This is a genomic window from Delftia sp. 11MD (genome assembly GCF_050907895.1).
Taxonomy (GTDB): domain Bacteria; phylum Pseudomonadota; class Gammaproteobacteria; order Burkholderiales; family Burkholderiaceae_C; genus Comamonas; species Comamonas tsuruhatensis.
Window position 1 is genome coordinate 6,335,811 of the sequence record NZ_CP194333.1, and the last position, 17,648, is coordinate 6,353,458.

Here is a 17,648-nt window from a genome sequence, read left to right on the forward strand (position 1 = left end):
GGTCAGAAACTTAGGCCTTCGGCGGCCGATGCAACAGGCACAGCTTGTTGCCATCCAGATCCCGCACATAGGCCAAGTACAGCCGGCCACCGGGCGAAGCCTCGCGCCAGCCGGGCGGATCCTCGCAGGTCACGCCCCCGGCTGCCACGGCGGCGGCATGGGCCGCGTCGGCCTGCTCGGGCGACTGCGTCGCAAAGCCGATGGTCGCGCCATTGCCGTGGCAGGCGGCCTCGCCGTTGATCGGTGTGGAAATGGCAAACGTGCCGCCCGCGCTGCGGTAGAAATAGCGGTTCTTGTTGGCCATGCCCGGCGCAATGCCGAGCGCGCCCAGGAATGCGTCGTAGAACTGCTTGGATTTTTCGAGGTCGTTGACCCCGACCATGACGTGGCTGAACATGCCTGTGTCTCCTTGGTTGATGCGAACCGGGATGTTAGCTGCGGCAAGCCGTCCTGCTGTCACCCATGCGCGCCAGCGACCATACTGTCGCCCCCGCCAGAGCCGGCGGACATTGGACCGATACCGCGATACCGAAACCATGCGCCTTCTTCACACTTCCGACTGGCACCTGGGCCAGCACTTCATGGGCAAGAGCCGCCAGGCAGAGCACGCTGCGCTCATCGACTGGCTGCTGGAGCAGGTCGATGCCCAGGCGGTGGATGCCGTGCTCATCGCGGGCGATATCTTCGACACCGGCGCGCCGCCCAGCTATGCGCGCGAGCTGTACAGCCAGCTCGTGGTGCGCCTGCACGCGGCGGGCGTGGCCCTGCTGCTGCTGGGCGGCAACCATGACTCCGTGGCCACGCTGGCCGAAAGCCGCGAGCTGCTGGCCTGCCTGGACACCACCGTGGTGGCCGCCGTGGGCGAGACGGCCAGCCACGTGGTGGAGTTGCCGCTGCGGCGCCGGCCGGGCCAGCCTGCCATGCCTGGCTGCATCGTCTGCGCCCTGCCCTTCATGCGCCCGCGCGACGTGATGCTGAGCCAGGCGGGCCAAAGCGCCGAGCAAAAACAGCAGGCGCTGCAGGCCGCCATCGAGGCCTGCTACCGCAACGTGCACGACGCCGCCATCGCTCGCCGTGATACGCTGGCCGCCACACGCGGCGAGCGCCTGCCCATCGTCGCCACGGGCCACCTCACCACCGTGGGCGCCAGCAGCAGCGAGTCCGTGCGCGAAATCTATGTGGGCTCGCTGGACGCGTTTCCCACTTCGGCCTTTCCACCCGCCGACTACGTGGCCCTGGGCCACATCCACCAGCCGCAGAAAGTGGGCGGCCTGGAGCACATCCGCTACAGCGGCTCGCCCATTGCGCTGAGCTTTGACGAGGCCCGCCAGTCCAAGCAGATGCTGCTGGTGGACCTGGGCCCCGAAGGGCTGCAGACCGTCACGCCCCTGCCCGTTCCCTGCTTTCAGCCCATGGCCTCGGTGGCAGGCAGCCTGACCGCCTTGCCGGATCTGATGCGCGCCGCCGCCCAGGCCGGCAGCCCTGCACGGCCCGTGTGGTTGGAGGTGGTGGTGGAGCAGGACGACTACCTGCCCCAGCTCACCGACCGCGTGCAGGCCTTGGCCGACGAGCTGCCCGTGGAACTGCTGCGCGTGCGGCGCCAGCGCGGCCGGGCGGTGGCCGGCATGGCCGCCGCCGCTGGCGAGTCGCTGCACGAGATCAGCCCCGCCGACGTCTTCGAGCGCCGCCTGGCGCTGGAAACACTGGAGCCTGGCTTGGCCCAGGCCCTCACCCGGCGCTACCAGGAGGTGGTGGCCGGGCTTGATGCGCCCCACCCAGGCGCCGGCGAACACGGCGAGGAGGCCCGCGCATGAAGATCCTTACGCTGCGGCTCAAGAACCTCAACTCGCTCAAGGGCGAATGGCGCATCGACTTCACGCAGGCACCGTTCGCGGGCAACGGCCTGTTCGCCATCACCGGGGCCACGGGCGCGGGCAAGTCCACCCTGCTCGATGCCATCTGCCTGGCGCTGTACCACGAGACACCGCGCCTGAAGACCATCTCGGCATCCGCCAACGACCTCATGACGCGCCACACGGCCGACTGCCTGGCCGAGGTCGAATTCGAGGTCAAGGGACAGGTCTACCGCGCCTTCTGGAGCCAGCGCCGCGCACGCGACAGGGTGGATGGCGCACTGCAGGCGCCCAAGGTGGAACTGGCCCGGGGCGACGGCAGCATCCTCAGCAGCCAGACGCGCGACAAGCTCGAGCAGACCGCCGCCATCACCGGGCTGGACTTTCAGCGTTTCACCAAATCCATGCTGCTGGCCCAGGGCGGCTTTGCGGCTTTTCTGCAAGCCAATGCCAATGAGCGCGCCGGCCTGCTGGAAGAGCTGACAGGCACCGAGATCTACGGCCTGATCTCGCAGAAAGTCTTCGAACGCGCCCGCGATGCGCGCCAGCGCCTGGACCAGCTCAAGGCCCAGGCCGATGGCGTGGAGTTGCTGACGCCCGAGGCGCGCGATGCCCTGCAGGCCCAGGCCGACAGCCTGGTGACGGAGCAGGCCACGCTGCAGGCCGACTACCTGCGCACCCAGGCCCAGCACCAATGGCAGCAGCAACTGGCCCAGGCCACCCAGACACTGCAGTCCGCCCGCACCGGCTGCGCAGACGCCGCCCAGGCACTGGAGCAGGCCACGCCCGAACTGGAAAGACTGGCCAACGACGAGCCTGCTCAAGCGCTGCAGCCGCTGCACCAGGCCTGGCAGCGCAGCACCGCCGCCTGCGATGACAGCCGCCAGCAACTGCAGCAACTGCGCGAGCACGAACAGCAGACCCAGACCCGCCTGCTGCTGCAGCACCGCCATGCCCAGGCCCTGTCCGCCCGCCTGGCCCAGGCTGCGCAAGACACCCTGGCCCGCCAGCAGGCCGAGCACCAAACGCTGGAACAGTTCTGCACCCACCATGCAGCCCATGCCCTGCTGGGCGAGCGCCTGGGCAGCTGGCGCCAGCAGTTCAAGCTGCGCGCCAGCCAGCAACAGCAGGCTGCCCACCAGCAGCAGGCCCTGCGCAAGCTGGATGCCGAACAGGCCCGCATGGCGCAAAGCGTCGAAGCCGGCGCGGCCCAGGTCCAAGCCGCCACCGATGCCCAGGCCCGCGCCAGCGCCGCACTCCAGCACGCGCAGGACGAACAGGCGCAGCGCCTTCAAGGCAGCGGCGGCATGGCCGAACTGCGCGCGCGCGAGCAGGCAGAGCAGGACCGCCTGCACCTGTGGCGCCAGGCAGAAACCCAGGCCGCGCAGCGCCGCGAACTTGCGCGCCAGCAACAGACACTGGCCCGGGAATTGCGCGAAGGAACAGCACTGGCGCAGCAGCAGACGGACACCTGGCAAGCCCTGCGCACGCGCTACATAGACGTGCGAGAACAGGTCCGTGACAAGCAAAAACTGCTGGCCCAGGAGCAGCGCATCCAAAGCCTGTCCGAGCACCGCCACGCCCTGCAGCCCGGCCAGCCCTGCCCGCTGTGCGGCGCGCAAGAGCACCCGGCCGTGGCCGCCTACGAAGCGCTGGACGCCTCGGCCACCGAAGCCGCGCTGCGCCGCAAGCAGGAGGAACTCGACGCCCTGCAAACCCAGGGCGAAACCGCCCGCGCCACGCTGGCCGCCACCACGGCCGCGCAGGCGGCGCGCCAGCGCCAGGCCGACGAACTGGAACAGGACATCGCACGCTGGCACGACACATGGCAGGGCCTCACGCAACCCCTGCAACTCGCGCCAGACAGTTGGCAACAGGCCGACACCCTCGCCGCATCGGCCCAGGCCTGCGCCCGGCAGCTGGACACGCTCAAGCGCGCCGTGCAGGCCGCCGAGCAAGGCGAGCAGGCCGTGCAACAGGCCAAGGACGCCGCCCAACACAGCCGCCAGACACTGCAGACCGCGCAAGGCCAGCTTGCGCTGCAGCAGCAGGCCCTGGCCGACCACAGCGCACGCCGCGAAGAACTGCAGCAATCCATCGCCGGCCTGCAGGCCGAAGCCCAGGCGCTGAACGCGCAGTTGCAGGCTTCACTCGGCGAGGCCGGCCACACCCTGCCCGACGACGCCCAGCCCTGGCTTGTGGCACGCGAAGCCGAATGGCAGCACTGGCAGCAGGCCCGGCACGACCTGCAGCAACTGGCCCAATCGATGGCCTTGCAGCGCAAGGAATGCGAGGCGGCCGAGGCCGATGCGCAGCGCTGGAAAAAGCAGTCGGAAACACAGTGGGAGGCACAGTGCGAGGTGCAGAGAACGGCGCAGCACCATCCCGTCGATACGGCTGTGGCAGAGCCGCCTTCCCTGCCCTTGCCGCCCCTGGAACAGCTGCCGCAGGCCCTGGCCGAATGCGCCAGCGACATCGCCGCTCTCACGCGGCAGCAGGATGCCCTGCAAGGCCAGCAGCAACAGGCCCAGGCCACGCTGGCCCGCCAGCGCGAGGAAGCGGCCCAGGCCGAATCCGCATGGCAGGCCGCCCTGAGCACCAGCCCCTTTGCCGACGAACCCGCCTACCTGCAGGCCCTGCTGTCCGCACCCGAACGCCAGCGCCTGGTCGCGCTGCGCCAGCAACTGCAGGCGGCACAACAGCGCGCTGCCACCCTGCTCGAAGCCGCACAGCGCGAGCACGCGCAACTGCAGGCCCAGGCCCTGACCGAGGCGGCGCCCGAAGAAATCCAGGCACGCCTGCAAACGCTGGAGGAACGCCGCAACGCACTCAGCGAACAACTGGGCGGCGTCCGCACCCAGCTGGCCGACGACCAGCGCCGCCGCCAGGGCCAGCAGGCCCTGTTCGAGCGCATTGCGGCCCAGGCCAGCGACAGCGAGCTGTGGCAGCACCTGGACGGCCTCATCGGCTCGGCCAAGGGGGACAAATACCGGCGCTTTGCCCAAGGCCTCACGCTGGACCACCTGCTGCACCTGGCCAACCTCCACCTGTCGCGCCTGCACGGCCGCTACCTGCTGCGCCGCAAGCCCGAGGGCGAGCTGGAACTGGACATCGTCGACAGCTGGCAGGGCGACACCCCGCGCGACACGCGCACGCTATCGGGCGGCGAGGCCTTCCTCGTCAGTCTGGCCCTGGCCCTGGCGCTGTCCGACCTGGTCAGCCACAAGACCTCCATCGACTCCCTGTTCCTCGACGAAGGCTTCGGCACGCTCGATGCCGACACGCTGGAGATCGCACTCACCGCGCTGGACCGGCTCAACGACAGCGGCAAGATGATCGGCATCATCAGCCACGTGGAGGCGCTCAAGGAACGCATCGCCGTGCAGGTGCGGGTGGAGAAAGGCGGTGGCGTGGGGCATTCGAGGCTGGTGGTTTCTTCGTGATCCGAAGCGTTTCAAAATCTCTTAGGCTGTTGTTTTTAAAAGAATTTCGGTATAAAAGAGAAATTCTCAAAAAAATACCGAAATGCAAGACCTCCAGCCATCAGCGGCCCGCCAGTACATAGACGCCGTATCCACCTTCGAAGCCCTGGAAGAAGCCCGGGATGAAGGGGCTCAAGTACGCGGTGGCATGTATTGGCATGCGGGTCCGGCGTCGTCTCCTCAATCCAGCTACCTGATCCGCACCACGCCTGCGGGCGCCGAAACCAGCCTCGGTCTTCGCACGCCGGAAACCGAAGCCATCTATGAACGCTTCATGCAGCGCAAACAGGAAAGCGCCGAGCGTTTGGCCGGGCTCAAGGCCGCATTGGCCCAGCACCAGCGACTGAATCGTGCGCTGCGCGTAGGCAGGGTGGACCCGCTGGTGGTGGAGCTGCTCAACCGTCTGTCGATCACCGGGCTGAGTCCGCACTTTCGCGTGGTAGGAACGCATGCGCTTTACGCGTACGAGGCAGCAGCCGGCTTGCGGCTACAGGCAGATGCCCTGGCCACGCGCGACATGGACCTGTTGTGGGATACCCGCAAGCGGCTGCAATTTGCCACGCAACTCGCCCGCGTAGACAGCTCCATGCTCGGCGTACTGAAGAAGGTGGACAGCACGTTCCGCCTGCGCAAAAGCCAGCTCTACACGGCCGTCAACAAAGACGGTTTTGAAGTGGACATCATCCGTCGCGAACGTGTGGCAGACGATCCCCACCCCATCAAACTCAGCGACGCCGAGGAAGACTTCTGGGTGGCCCAGGCCAGGCGTGCCAACGTGCTGCTGGATGCGCCACCGTTTTCAGCCGTCATCGTCGCCAGCAATGGAGCCATGGCGCGCATGCATACCGTCCACCCGGCAACCTTCGTCGCGTTCAAGCGATGGATGGCCGGCCTGCGCGAGCGAGAGGCCATCAAGCGCAGGCGGGATGTACTGCAAGCGGACGTGGTGCAAGCGCTGGTGGACGGGTACTTGCCTCCATGAGTGCTTTCGGATACGTCTGAGACCTGTGCAATTTGTGAGCAGGCAGGCCTGGGTTCAACGCACATATGGGAAGTCATTGCGTGCCACTGCTTTGCTCTGCTCTGCAGCTCAATACAGAACTGTCACCAAACTGCCTCCCAACGCCTGCACCATCCTGCGGGCACGGCCTGCGTGGCCGCCGTTCACTCCTTTTCAAGGACCGTTCCATGCAAGTGCGCTTTCCCAATCCCTTCGGCCTGGCCCTGCCCGACGCCCAGGCGGTGCGCGAATACCAGGCCGCGCAAGGCTTCTCCGACGCCTACGCGCAGTTCCTGATCACGCAGAACGGCCTGGACTTCGACCGGCTCGAAGCGGCGCCCGACCGCGAGGACTACCTGCAGGCCGACGACGAGACCGGCGACAACCACGCCTGGCTGCGCACCCTGCACCACTTCCGCGCAGGCTCGGAGCACTGCGACGTGGAGGACCACCAGCGCGAGAACCTGTTTGCCGCGCACTTCATGGTCATTGGCCATGACCCCGGCGGCAACCCCTTCGTGGAAGTGCTGCACGGCGCCTTCAAGGGCCGCATCGGCAGCCTGGACCATGAGCTGTTTGCGGGCTGCGAGGACCTGGAGCAGTTCCTCGAAGAAATGGAACTGAGCGGCTTTGCCGCCGCCAGCGTGGACGAGCAGACCGACATGCTTTGCGACGAAGACCAGGGCCTGATCTGGTTCCATGCCAGCAGCATGGACAGCTTCGTGCAGCAATGCGTGTTCTGCGACGAGGACGGCTCGGGCTTCGTGGTGGACGAGCCGGGGTTGGAAGAGGATTGAGCCACGGGGCGGGCCTTGCCCGCAGCCTGGCAGACAGCCAGAAGGCGTTGAAGCAGGCCGAGGCACAAACGGCCAGCGCGCTGGAGCAGTGCGATATGGATATCAGCGGAACTTCACCGGCTGCACGCCCCGGTGCTTGGGCCTGACCACCACGGTGCCCGCAATCTTGTCGTGCCAGCCTTGCTTGCGCGGGTCAAAGGCCACCCAGATCAGCCCCAGGCACAGCGGGATGATGGACACGAAATAGGCCAGGTAGCGAATGACGGCCTGCTGTGTGCTCATGTCCGCGCCGGTCTGCGCGTCCACGATCCTGGCGGAGATGATCATCTTGCCCGGCGTGGCCTGTTTCTTGATCCAGAAGATGACGACGGCAATGGCAGGCAGCACCCAGGAGATGACGAAATCGGCCGGGCCGTGTAACAGTTTTTCGGACTCCAGGTATTCCCATCCGTAGATGGAGATCAGGGCCGGCAGCATGAGCACGAGCAGGATCACGGTGTCGATCAGCGCGGCGCCGGTGCGGGCCCAGAAGCCCACGTATTCGAGATCGTCATCCTGCATGGTGCGCCCTGGTTGGCATATGGGGCTGCCAGTGTGCCACCTCGGTGCCCCGCCAGAAATGCCGCGCAAGGCCAGGGCCTGCGCGGCAGCGTTGCGGCGGCCTGTCGGTCGAACTATCGATCGAATACCGCCTGCAGGTCCTTCTGCCCCGTCACGCCGGACTGCAGCGCCAGCATCAGCAGGATCCGCGCCTTGGGCGCGCGCAGGTCGTCGGCCATGACGGCGCCGGCCTCGAACGAGGTCTTGCCGCCGCCCTCGAAGCCGTAGCTGGGCATGACGCGGCCGTTGTGCACGCGCGTGCTGACGACCACGGGCACGTTCTTGTCGATGGCGTACTTGGCGGCATCGAGCATGGCGACGTTCATGTTGCCCATGCCCAGGGCGTCGATGACGATGCCCTTGACGCCACGGTCCACCGCCTGGCGCACGGCCTGGCCGTTGGCGCCGCCGTACATGGGGAAGATCTCCACCTCGGGCATGGTCTGCGCCTGGATGGGCAGGTGCTGGCGGCGCGCGGGGGCGGAGGCGAAGCTGACGCGGTCCGGGTAGACCTCGCCCAGAAAGCCGAATTCACCCGAGCGGAAGGTCTCCACGTTGGCCGTGTGTGTCTTGGTAACGTAGCGCGCGGCGTTGATCTGGTTGTTCATGGCCAGCATGGCGCCCTTGTCGCGCGCCTTGGGGTCCACGGCGATGCGCACGGCGTTGAGCAGGTTGCGCGGCCCGTCGAAGTCGGACACCGAGGCATTGCGCTGCGCGCCGATGAGCACGACGGGCTTGGACGACTGCACGGTCAGGTCCAGCCAGAAGGCGGTTTCCTCCAGCGTGTCCGTGCCGTGCGAGACGATGGCGCCAGCCACCTCAGGGCGGGCCAGCGCGGCCTGTACGGCCTGGGTGAGCTGCACCCAGCGGGCCGGGTCCATGTAGTCGGAGGGCACGTTGGACAGGTTGTTGACCTGGATACGCGCGTACTTGCCCACGTCGGGCACGGTGGCCAGCAGGTCGTCGCCCGAGATCGCGGGCACGGGCGCGTTCTTGACCGGGTCGATCTTCATGGCGATGGTGCCGCCCGTGGCGATGAACTGGACCACGGGCTTGTCCTGGGCGGCGGCGCTGGTAGCAATCATGGGCAGGGTGCAGGCAGTGAGCAGGGCGAGGGCGGTGCGGCGGAAGGCTTTCACGGGTGTTGTCTCCTTGTTGTGATGTCAAGGAGCATGCTAATCATGGCGTGCGGCCGGCCCGCGCTGCCGGCCCTGCGTGAAACCCTGATGGACAGGCGCGGTCAGCGCATCAAAGCGCCAGCGCGGCCTCGATGTCCGTGGACAGCTTGGCCGGCGCATCCTGCGGCGCATAGCGGCGGATGACCTGGCCGTCGCGGCCGACGAGAAATTTGGTGAAGTTCCACTTGATGGCCTTGGTGCCCAGCACGCCCGGCGCCTCGGCCGTGAGCCAGCGGTACAGCGGGTGGGCGTTGGCGCCGTTGACGTCGATCTTGCCCATGAGCGGGAAGCGCACGCCAAAGTTCAGGTCGCAGAAACTGGCGATTTCCGATTCGCTGCCCTTTTCCTGGGAACCGAACTGGTTGCACGGAAAGCCCAGCACCACCAGGCCGCGCTCGCCGTACTGCTCATGCAGCGCCTGCAGTCCCGCGTACTGCGGAGTGAAGCCGCAGGCGCTGGCGGTGTTGACGATGAGCAGCACCTTGCCGCGGTAGTCCGACAGGGGGACGGCCTGGCCCGTGATGGAGGTGGCCTCGAAGTCGTAGGCCGAGCGGGGCGCGGCGGCGGTGTCATTCATGCGGTGCTCCTGGAGTGGAGCATCCATGGTAGCGCCGGGACACCCGGGGGCGCGCTGGCCGGGCATGGGGATGCGGACTTGTCTCACAGACAGCAGGCGGCCAAAAACTTACCTTGGAAGGCAACAGGCGGGCACAGCGGCCCGCCTGGTCCCGTTTCGCTGGCAGGTGTTTACAAGCCGCATAGGCGCATGCCTGCCGTAGTTTCCGTCCCACGATGAAGAGACCACCTGTATGAACACCAACAGCACCCCCACGAAGCAAGCCAAATCCAACCCCGGCAACGGCCACCTGGCGCTGGACCCCAAGGCCCTGGAGGCTGCCAAGCGCAGCCTGGACGATGGCGCCGTGACCCCGCATTTCGGGCCCTGGCGCGAGGACATCATCAAGCTGCTCAATGACTCGCTGGCCACCGAGCTGGTGTGCGTGATGCGCTACAAGCGCCATCACTTCACCGCCGTGGGCCTGGCCTCGCCGGCCATCGCCGACGAGTTCCTGGTCCATGCCAACGAGGAAATGGCCCACGCCGACAAGCTGGCCCAGCGCATCGTGCAGCTGGGCGGCGAGCCCGACTTCAACCCCCAGACGCTGACCCAGCGCAGCCATGCCGACTACAACGGCGAGACGGACCTGAAGGCCATGATCCGCACCAACCTGATCGCCGAGCGCGTGGCCATCGAGGCCTACAGCCAGATGATCGACCTGATCGGCGACAAGGACCCGACCACGCGCCGGCTGATCGAATCCATCCTGGAGCAGGAGCAGGAGCATGCGGACGAGCTGTCCGACTGGCTGGAGAAATAAGCACTTCCCGCCAGTACACGCCAGCCCGACAATACCGGGGCTTGGCCCATAGGCAAGGCACCCCGCGCGAGCGGGGTGCCGTTTTTTTGGGCATTCTCTAGCCTTCGCGGAATGGTCCCGCCCTATCGGCCCTGATGTCCTGTCATCAGGGCCGTCTTGCAATATGCGCTTTTCTTTCAATGACTTGAAGCTGCCCGACGCTGTGCTCGCAGCCTGGCAAAGGCTGCTGGCCAGCCGCATCGGCCAGCGCGTGGCGGCCCTGCCCTGGTGGCACCGCTGGCCCACCCGGCGCGAATGGCTGCTGTTCGCCGCTGCGCTGCCGCTGCTGTTCGCGCTGTATGTGCTGGCCCTGATCCCGTTCACGCCCGGCATCCGCGACATACGCAAGGCCAAGCTGGAGCAGCCAGCCCAGATCATGAGCGCGGATGGCAAGCAGCTCGCACAGTTCAAGCGCAGCAACCGGCAGTGGGTGAAGCTCGACGAGATGTCGCCCTCGGTGATCAAGGCGCTGATCGCCACCGAGGACCACCGCTTCTACGAGCACCACGGCATGGACTGGCGCCGCACGCTGGGCTCGGTGGTGCACACGCTGCGCGGCGATCCGCAGGGCGGCTCCACCCTCACCCAGCAGCTCGCACGCAACCTGTACCCGACCGAAATCGGCCGCGCGCCCACGCTCAACCGCAAGCTCAAGGAGGCGATCACGGCCTTCAAGATCGAGGCGCTCTACACCAAGGACGAGATCCTCGAGACCTATCTGAACACCGTGCCCTTCCTCTACAACGCCTTCGGCATAGAGATGGCGGCGCGCACCTATTTCGACAAGCCGGCCGCGCGGCTGACGGTGCTGGAAAGCGCCACGCTGGTGGGCATGCTCAAGGGCACGAGCTACTACAACCCCGTGCTCAACCCCGACCGCGCGCTGTACCGCCGCAACACGGTGCTGTCGCAAATGGTCAAGCGCGGCGTGCTGCAGGAGGCCGAGTTCGCCCAGCTCAAGAAGCGCCCCATGCGCATCAACTTCGAGCGCCAGGAAGAGCCCCTGGGCATGGCGCCGCACTTCGCGCAGCATCTGCGCAAGTGGCTGATCGACTGGGCCGACCGCAACGACTACAACATCTACACCGATGGCCTGGTGGTGCACACCACCATCGACTCGCGCCTGCAGAACTGGGCCAACCAGGCCGTGGCGCGCCAGACGCGCACGCTGCAGGGCGTGGCCAATGGCGCCTGGAGCCAGCGCGACGGCTGGAACGCCTCCAACCCGCTGGTGCAGCAACTCGTGCGAGAGACCCCCGCCTGGCGTGCCGCGCGCAAACGCGCGGACAGCCAAGGCAAGGACAAGGCAACGGACAAGGACAGCGAGGAAGATACCCTCAAGGCCCTGCTGGCCGACAAGGCCTTCATGAAGCAGCTGCGCGAGGACAAGACCCGCGTGCAGGCAGGCTTCGTGGCGCTGAACCCGGCCACCTCCGAAGTGCTGGCATGGGTAGGCAGCCGCGACTTCACGCAGGACGCCTACGACCACGTGCAGCAGGCACGGCGCCAGCCCGGCTCCACCTTCAAGCCCTTTGTCTATGGCGCCGCGCTGCAGCAGGGCGCCACCCCCGACGACAAGCGCGTGGACAGCCCCGTGGAAATCCAGCTGGCCGGCGGCGAAGTCTGGCGCCCCACCGACGCCACGCCCCCCACGGGCCGCGAGATGACGCTGCGCGACGCCCTGGCCTACTCCAAGAACACCATCACCGCCGAAGTCATGCAGTCCGTGGGTCCCGCCCGCGTGGCACGCCTGGCCCGCGCCCTGGGCGTGCGCCAGAGCCCGCTGGACGAGGTTCCCGCCCTGGCCCTGGGCAGCAGCCCGGTGTCACTGCTGGAGATGGTCAACGCCTATGCCAGCCTGGCCCACGGTGGCCGCTGGCTGCCACCCATGATGGTCACGCGCATCGAGGACGCCGACGGCAAGGTCATCGCCGAGTTCAGCCCGCCCAAGCCCGAGCGCGCGCTGGACGAAGGCCACGCCTACGCCCTGGTGGACATGCTGCGCGCCGTGGTGGACAAAGGCACGGCCGTGGCCGTGCGCCAGCGCTACGGCATCCACGCCGACGTGGCCGGCAAGACCGGCACCACCCAGGGCAATGCCGATGGCTGGTTCATCCTCATGCACCCGGAAATCGTCACCGGCGCCTGGGCCGGCTTCAACGACGCGCGCATCACCCTGCGCAGCGACCGCTGGGGCCAGGGCTCGCGCAGCGCCCTGCCCATGGTGGGAGACTTCATGTCCCGCGCCCTGCGCAGCCCCGTCATCGACGCCAAGGCCCGCTTCGAGCCACCCGAACAAAGCCACTGGTGGTCCGACATGGTCGGCCGCCTGCGCGAACGCATGCAGGGCTGGTGGGCCGACCAGCAGCCGCCCGCACAGCCCGGCCAACCCGCCACCCCGGAGCCGGCTCCGACCCCTGAACCCGCACCCGAGCCCACGGAGCCACCCGGCCCGGGCCTGTCGCCCGGCGAGGAAATCATAGAAAGCACCCCCGCCCTGCCCGCCCCCAACATCCCCCTCACCCAGGGCACGCTGGGCCCCACGGACCAGCGCGCAGTGCAGGAAGCCACCCCCGCCACGCCCGCCCTGCCCGGCGGCGAAGACGCCCCCGCAGGCACCGGCGTGGTGATCACGCCGATCCAGCCCTGACCCGGCTGGCTGTTGGCTGTTGGCTGTTGGCTGTTCCCCAGCCTCCCCCCCTTCTGCCCACGCCTGCGTTGGGCGGGATGCGGGGTGGCAAGCCTGCCGAAGGACAGGCTTGCTTCGTTGTCTAGCTCGCCGTGAGTTTTGAGTGAAGCGCGCAGCGCGCAGCGCGCAACGAGTTTCACGGCGCACCCCGCATCCCGCACAACGCAGGTCGCCCGCAGCGAAGCGAAGGGTCGTGGGCAGTGGGGCGCGCTTCTTTGCCTACTTTCTTATCGCGCGATAAGAAAGTAGGTCGGCCGCCGGGCCGAAACCCGGCCTCGAAAAACAACCACCCGGCAGGGACAAATCCAGCGAAAGAACCAAAGCACAAAGAGTCACCGCGAAGTCCGCGTATGACTCACATTGGCATCCACAGTCCCAAACACCGTCACCCCACTGCCACTGGACGCCTGGCTCCCCGCAACATCCCCAGGCACCCCGCCCGCACAGCCAGCCAGCCCCACACTCAGGGCCACCAGCACCATCGCGGCCAGCTCACGCATGCCGTATTTCATCGCAATCTCCTTGAACTCCGGCGCAACCGACCGGCACAGCCCATGTTAGCCGCGCCACCCTGCCGCCCCGTGAGCGAAGGTAATCACCCTTCGAGGTAAAGCGCGGCCAGCCGCTCGCGTGCCGCACTGTCGATGCCCAGCGCATCCCGCAGATACCCTTCCATCCCCCCGAAGTCGGCCCGCACCATGTCGGTGGCGGCCGCAAGGTAGGAGGCCTGCACGCGCCACAGCACATCCATCACTTCGGCTGGCATGGGGGCGAAGGTGGTAGCGGGCCGCTGGTAGAGCTGGTTGGTCAGCAGGTAGTCCTGCATCACGGTGTCCTCGTCCACGCCCAGCGCGGTGAGCAGCAAGGCGGCAGCCCAGCCCGTGCGGTCCTTGCCGGCCGTGCAGTGGAAGACCAGCGGATCCTGGCTGTCCAGCAGCAGCTGGAACAACTGTGCAAAGCGCGGTGCGTAGGCGTGCACGAAGCTGCGGTAGGTGTCCTGCATCAGCTCCTCGGCATGGGCGGCCGTGAGGTCGTTGCCTGCGGCGATCAGGGCACTGGCGCGCTGCACCACGGTGGGCTCGACGATGAGCGCATGGCGGGCAATGCCCGGCCATTCGTAGGCCAGGTGGGCGCTTTCCATCTTGCCCCGGAAGTCCGCGCTGCGCGCGAGCTTCAGGCCCTGCAGCACGTCCAGGTCCGCTGCGCTGAGGCCAGCCAGGTGGTCTGCACGGAACAGCGTGCGCCAGCGCACGCGCCGGCCATCCAGGCCCGCGTAGCCACCGAGGTCTCGGAAGTTGGAGGCGCCGTCCAGGCGGATGGAGCGCGAGGGCGCCGGGGAGGAAGCAGCGGCGGCAGCTGCTGCCGGGGTGAGCATTTCGGTATCCATGCCCGCTAGATTAGCCCAAGCATGTGTTGCCCCCATGTCAGGCCGGCGACCCGCTGGCGTAGAGCTCAAACACTGCCCTCAAAACTGGCGCGCCCCAAAGCCAGGGACACCGAGGAAGGGCCTAAGCCGGCCGCGCCGCCCCGCACCGAGGGTGTCGTCCCCCTCCCTCGCGGAGCGAGTAAAGAGGGGGAAGGCGCGTAAGCGCCTCAGGGGGTGAGATGTTTCCCCACGATGCCGGCCAGCTCGAACATGTTCACGCTGTCCTTGCCGAAGACGGGCCGCAGCTTGTCGTCGGCGCGGATGACACGCTTGTCCTTGGGGTCCTGCAGGTTCTGGGCCTTGACGTATTCCCACAGCTTCTTGACCACCTCGGTTCGCGCCACCGTGCCTTCGCCGATGACGGCGGCCAGGGCCGCGCTGGGCTGCAACGTGCCGGCGGCCGGCTTGCGCGCAGTCTTGGTGGCGGTCTTTGCCGTGGTCTTGGCCGCGGCCTTCTTGGCAGGTGCCTTCTTGGCCGGCGCGCTCTTGGCGGCCGCTGTCTTGCGCGGCGGGTATTTGCTGTCGCGCTGCTCGAACTCGAAGTTCACCTTGCCGGCCGCGCCGTCCCACACCAGGAAGGCCTTGAAGCTGCGCCGCGTGCGGTTGGAGACGAACTTGTCCAGCAGGTCGGTCTTGCCGGTCTGCAGCAGCTTTTGCATCTGCTCGCGCTCTATGGGCTGCTGCAGGATGATCTGCCCGCTCTTGAAGTCGCAGCTGGGCGTGGCCTGGGCCAGCGTGGGCACGGCCTTGGCGCAGACGTAGTTGCTGCCGTGCTCGAAGACGGGCGCGCCGCACTTGGGGCAGGGGCCCAGCGATTGCTGGCTGGCGAAGTCCACCAGCTCGCCCGTGTCTTCGGAAGCGGCGTCGTCGCCGAAGTCGAACTCGAGCTTGTAGTTGCCGCCTTCCTCATCGTGCACGATGGTGACCTCGGCCACGAAGGGCCAGCCTGCCTTGGAGCGAAAGCCGTCCAGAGGGCCCAGGCGGCGGTCGCGCAGCAGTTGCTCGGCCTCGGCCGTCTCGAAGGTGCGGCCTGCAGGCGACTTGGTGAACGAGAAGCCGCAGCCCGCGCCCTGGCCGTCGCTGCCCGTGCAGCCGTAGCGGCGGTAGTTCTCCTTGACCACGCCGCCGCAGTTGGGGCAAGGCGTGGACAGGGTGGCGTAGTCGCCGGGCACGGTGTCTCGGTCGTATTCCTTGGCCTTCTTGACCAGCTTTTCCGTCATGGACTGGATCTGCTGCATGAAGGCATCGCGCGAGAGCTGGCCCTTTTCCATCTGGGCCAGCTTGTATTCCCATTCACCGGTGAGGTCGGCGCGCGAGAGCTCTTCCACGCCCAGGCCGCGCAGCAGCGTCATGAGCTGGAAGGCCTTGGCCGTGGGAATCAGCTCGCGGCCTTCGCGCAGCATGTACTTTTCGGTCAGCAGGCCTTCGATGATGGCCGCGCGCGTGGCAGGCGTGCCCAGGCCCTTTTCCTGCATGGCCTCGCGCAGCTCGTCGTCCTCCACCTGCTTGCCCGCGCTTTCCATGGCGCCCAGCAGCGTGGCTTCGGAGTAGCGCGCGGGCGGCTTGGTCTTGAGGCCCTTGGGATCGACCTGGCCGGCGCGCGGCTGCTCGCCGGGCTGCACCGCGACCAGGGGCTGGCCCTTGTCGCCGTCCTTGCCGCCTTCGACCTCGTTGGCGGCCTCCTTGCCGTAGATGGCCAGCCAACCGGGCTTGACCAGGATCTTGCCTTCGGTCTTGAAGCTGTGCTGCTCGACCTTGCTGATGCGCGTGGTCACCTGGTGCTCGGCACTCGGGAAGAACACGGCCATGAAGCGGCGCACGACGAGGTCATAGAGCTTTTGCTCGGCCTCGGACAGGCCGCTGGGCGCCTGCGTGGTCGGGATGATGGCAAAGTGATCCGACACCTTGCTGTTGTCGAAGATGCGCTTGGTCGGGCGCACATAGTTCTCGTCCAGCGCCTGCTGGGCAAAGGGCGCCAGGTGGCGCATGCCGCTGCCGGCCAGCATGGCGAAGGTCTGGTGCGCCACGGGCACGTAGTCCTCGGGCAGGGCGCGCGAGTCGGTACGCGGGTAGGTCAGGGCCTTGTGGCGCTCGTACAGGCTTTGCGCCAGCGCCAGCGTGGTCTTGGCCGAGAAGCCGAACTTGCCGTTGGCCTCGCGCTGCAGGCTGGTCAGGTCGAACAGCAGCGGGCTGGCCTGGGACGTGGGCTTGGACTCCTCGGTGACCTGGGCCGGCTTGCCGCGCACGGCGTCGGCGATGGCCTGGGCGTCGCGCTGGTTCCAGATGCGGTCGGCGCGGGCTTCCGCATCCTCGCTCTTCTTCCATTGGGGATCGAACCACTTGCCCAGGTACTGGCCGGCCTGCGCGTCGAAGGCGGCATGCACTTCCCAGTAGTCGCGGCTGACGAACTTGCGGATCTTTTCCTCGCGCTCCACCACCAGGGACAGCGTGGGCGTCTGCACGCGGCCCACGGTGGTCAGGAAGAAGCCGCCGTCGCGCGAATTGAAGGCCGTCATGGCGCGCGTGCCGTTGATGCCCACCAGCCAGTCGGCCTCGGAGCGGCTGCGCGCCGCGCTGGCAAGGCCCTGCATCTGGCTGTCGCTGCGCAGGTTCTGGAAGCCGTCGCGGATGGCCTGCGGCGTCATGGACTGCAGCCACAGGCGCTTGACCGGCTTGCCCAGACCCTTGCCGTCCGGCTTGGCACCTGCAGCGTACTGCTCGATCAGGCGGAAGATCAGCTCACCCTCGCGGCCCGCGTCGCAGGCGTTGATGAGTTCGGTGACGTCCTTGCGCTTGGCCAGCTTGACCACGGCATTGAGCCGGCTCTTGGTCTTGTCCACGGGCTTGAGGTCGAAATACGGCGGGATCACCGGCAGGTTGGCAAAACTCCATTTGCCGCGCTTGACGTCGAATTCCTCGGGCGCCTGGATTTCCACCAGGTGGCCCACGGCGCTGGTCACGACGTAGTGTTCGCTCTCGAAGTATTCATCGTGCTTGTCGAATTTGCCCGCCACCGGAGTCAACGCGCGGACGATGTCCTGCGCGACCGAAGGCTTCTCAGCAATCACCAGGGTCTTTGTCATTGTGTGTACTCGTCATTCCCCGCAGGAGCTGCATGTCGCATGCCTGCGCTTCTACAATCCATGGCTCACGCGTGTACGTACGTGTACGCGCACGCGCATGTGTGCCTATTCAAGTTATCAGA

General features: G+C 67.2%; 12 protein-coding genes. 6 read left to right on the forward strand and 6 right to left on the reverse strand.

Annotated elements, in window-relative coordinates:
- Nucleotides 1-10: 10 nt before the first annotated feature.
- On the reverse strand, nt 11-397 hold the full coding sequence (locus ACRSCF_RS29060; protein ID WP_012202828.1) for a VOC family protein: 387 nt from the start codon (nt 395-397) through the stop codon (nt 11-13).
- A 139-nt stretch (nt 398-536) separates the two neighbouring features.
- Between ACRSCF_RS29060 and sbcD the strand changes: the two genes are divergently transcribed.
- The 4 genes from sbcD to ACRSCF_RS29080 all read left to right on the forward strand — a co-directional run bounded on the left by sbcD (nt 537) and on the right by ACRSCF_RS29080 (nt 7,132).
- Nucleotides 537-1,814 carry an exonuclease subunit SbcD gene (gene sbcD, locus ACRSCF_RS29065; protein ID WP_244387630.1) on the forward strand — a complete coding sequence of 426 codons (1,278 nt, stop codon included), beginning with the start codon at nt 537-539 and terminating at the stop codon, nt 1,812-1,814.
- Nucleotides 1,811-5,296 (forward strand): AAA family ATPase, encoded by a 3,486-nt coding sequence (locus ACRSCF_RS29070; RefSeq protein WP_244387631.1) that lies wholly within the window; start codon nt 1,811-1,813, stop codon nt 5,294-5,296. Before sbcD ends, ACRSCF_RS29070 begins: the two co-directional genes overlap by 4 nt.
- A gap of 82 nt (nt 5,297-5,378) precedes the next feature.
- On the forward strand, nt 5,379-6,317 hold the full coding sequence (locus tag ACRSCF_RS29075) for a GSU2403 family nucleotidyltransferase fold protein (protein WP_034366888.1): 939 nt from the start codon (nt 5,379-5,381) through the stop codon (nt 6,315-6,317).
- Nucleotides 6,318-6,523: 206 nt separating this feature from the next.
- Nucleotides 6,524-7,132 (forward strand): hypothetical protein, encoded by a 609-nt coding sequence (locus tag ACRSCF_RS29080; RefSeq protein ID WP_034366885.1) that lies wholly within the window; start codon nt 6,524-6,526, stop codon nt 7,130-7,132.
- 102 nt (nt 7,133-7,234) lie between these two features.
- Here ACRSCF_RS29080 and ACRSCF_RS29085 read toward each other — a convergent pair whose 3' ends face one another.
- From ACRSCF_RS29085 to ACRSCF_RS29095, 3 genes are all read right to left on the reverse strand, one after another.
- Nucleotides 7,235-7,693, reverse strand: coding sequence for an RDD family protein (locus ACRSCF_RS29085; RefSeq protein WP_034366881.1), 459 nt, complete (start codon nt 7,691-7,693; stop codon nt 7,235-7,237).
- A gap of 113 nt (nt 7,694-7,806) precedes the next feature.
- Complete coding sequence (locus ACRSCF_RS29090; RefSeq protein ID WP_244387632.1) at nt 7,807-8,871, reverse strand: asparaginase; 1,065 nt, start codon at nt 8,869-8,871, stop codon at nt 7,807-7,809.
- A 109-nt stretch (nt 8,872-8,980) separates the two neighbouring features.
- Nucleotides 8,981-9,487 carry a glutathione peroxidase gene (locus ACRSCF_RS29095; protein ID WP_013804566.1) on the reverse strand — a complete coding sequence of 169 codons (507 nt, stop codon included), beginning with the start codon at nt 9,485-9,487 and terminating at the stop codon, nt 8,981-8,983.
- A 232-nt stretch (nt 9,488-9,719) separates the two neighbouring features.
- Between ACRSCF_RS29095 and ACRSCF_RS29100 the strand changes: the two genes are divergently transcribed.
- Nucleotides 9,720-10,289, forward strand: coding sequence for a ferritin-like domain-containing protein (locus tag ACRSCF_RS29100; RefSeq protein WP_016449875.1), 570 nt, complete (start codon nt 9,720-9,722; stop codon nt 10,287-10,289).
- A gap of 163 nt (nt 10,290-10,452) precedes the next feature.
- The gene (locus ACRSCF_RS29105; RefSeq protein ID WP_212645195.1) at nt 10,453-12,978 is read left to right on the forward strand and encodes a penicillin-binding protein 1A; all 2,526 of its coding nucleotides are present in this window, start codon (nt 10,453-10,455) and stop codon (nt 12,976-12,978) included.
- A 634-nt stretch (nt 12,979-13,612) separates the two neighbouring features.
- Here the strand turns inward: ACRSCF_RS29105 and ACRSCF_RS29110 are convergent.
- Nucleotides 13,613-14,392, reverse strand: coding sequence for a tyrosine-protein phosphatase (locus tag ACRSCF_RS29110; protein ID WP_016449410.1), 780 nt, complete (start codon nt 14,390-14,392; stop codon nt 13,613-13,615).
- A 218-nt stretch (nt 14,393-14,610) separates the two neighbouring features.
- Nucleotides 14,611-17,526, reverse strand: a complete 2,916-nt coding sequence (locus tag ACRSCF_RS29115) for a DNA topoisomerase III (protein WP_034368856.1) — start codon at nt 17,524-17,526, stop codon at nt 14,611-14,613.
- Nucleotides 17,527-17,648 lie beyond the last annotated feature (122 nt).

Excerpts from the sequence above, each read along its gene's own strand:
- ACRSCF_RS29085 (WP_034366881.1), bottom strand. The coding sequence starts at position 7,693 with ATGCAGGATGACGATCTCGAATACGTGGGCTTCTGGGCCCGCACCGGC.
- ACRSCF_RS29115 (WP_034368856.1), bottom strand. The coding sequence starts at position 17,526 with ATGACAAAGACCCTGGTGATTGCTGAGAAGCCTTCGGTCGCGCAGGAC.
- ACRSCF_RS29110 (WP_016449410.1), bottom strand. The coding sequence starts at position 14,392 with ATGCTCACCCCGGCAGCAGCTGCCGCCGCTGCTTCCTCCCCGGCGCCC.
- ACRSCF_RS29080 (WP_034366885.1), top strand. The coding sequence starts at position 6,524 with ATGCAAGTGCGCTTTCCCAATCCCTTCGGCCTGGCCCTGCCCGACGCC.
- ACRSCF_RS29075 (WP_034366888.1), top strand. The coding sequence starts at position 5,379 with ATGCAAGACCTCCAGCCATCAGCGGCCCGCCAGTACATAGACGCCGTA.
- ACRSCF_RS29100 (WP_016449875.1), top strand. The coding sequence starts at position 9,720 with ATGAACACCAACAGCACCCCCACGAAGCAAGCCAAATCCAACCCCGGC.
- sbcD (WP_244387630.1), top strand. The coding sequence starts at position 537 with ATGCGCCTTCTTCACACTTCCGACTGGCACCTGGGCCAGCACTTCATG.
- ACRSCF_RS29095 (WP_013804566.1), bottom strand. The coding sequence starts at position 9,487 with ATGAATGACACCGCCGCCGCGCCCCGCTCGGCCTACGACTTCGAGGCC.
- ACRSCF_RS29070 (WP_244387631.1), top strand. The coding sequence starts at position 1,811 with ATGAAGATCCTTACGCTGCGGCTCAAGAACCTCAACTCGCTCAAGGGC.
- ACRSCF_RS29060 (WP_012202828.1), bottom strand. The coding sequence starts at position 397 with ATGTTCAGCCACGTCATGGTCGGGGTCAACGACCTCGAAAAATCCAAG.
- ACRSCF_RS29105 (WP_212645195.1), top strand. The coding sequence starts at position 10,453 with ATGCGCTTTTCTTTCAATGACTTGAAGCTGCCCGACGCTGTGCTCGCA.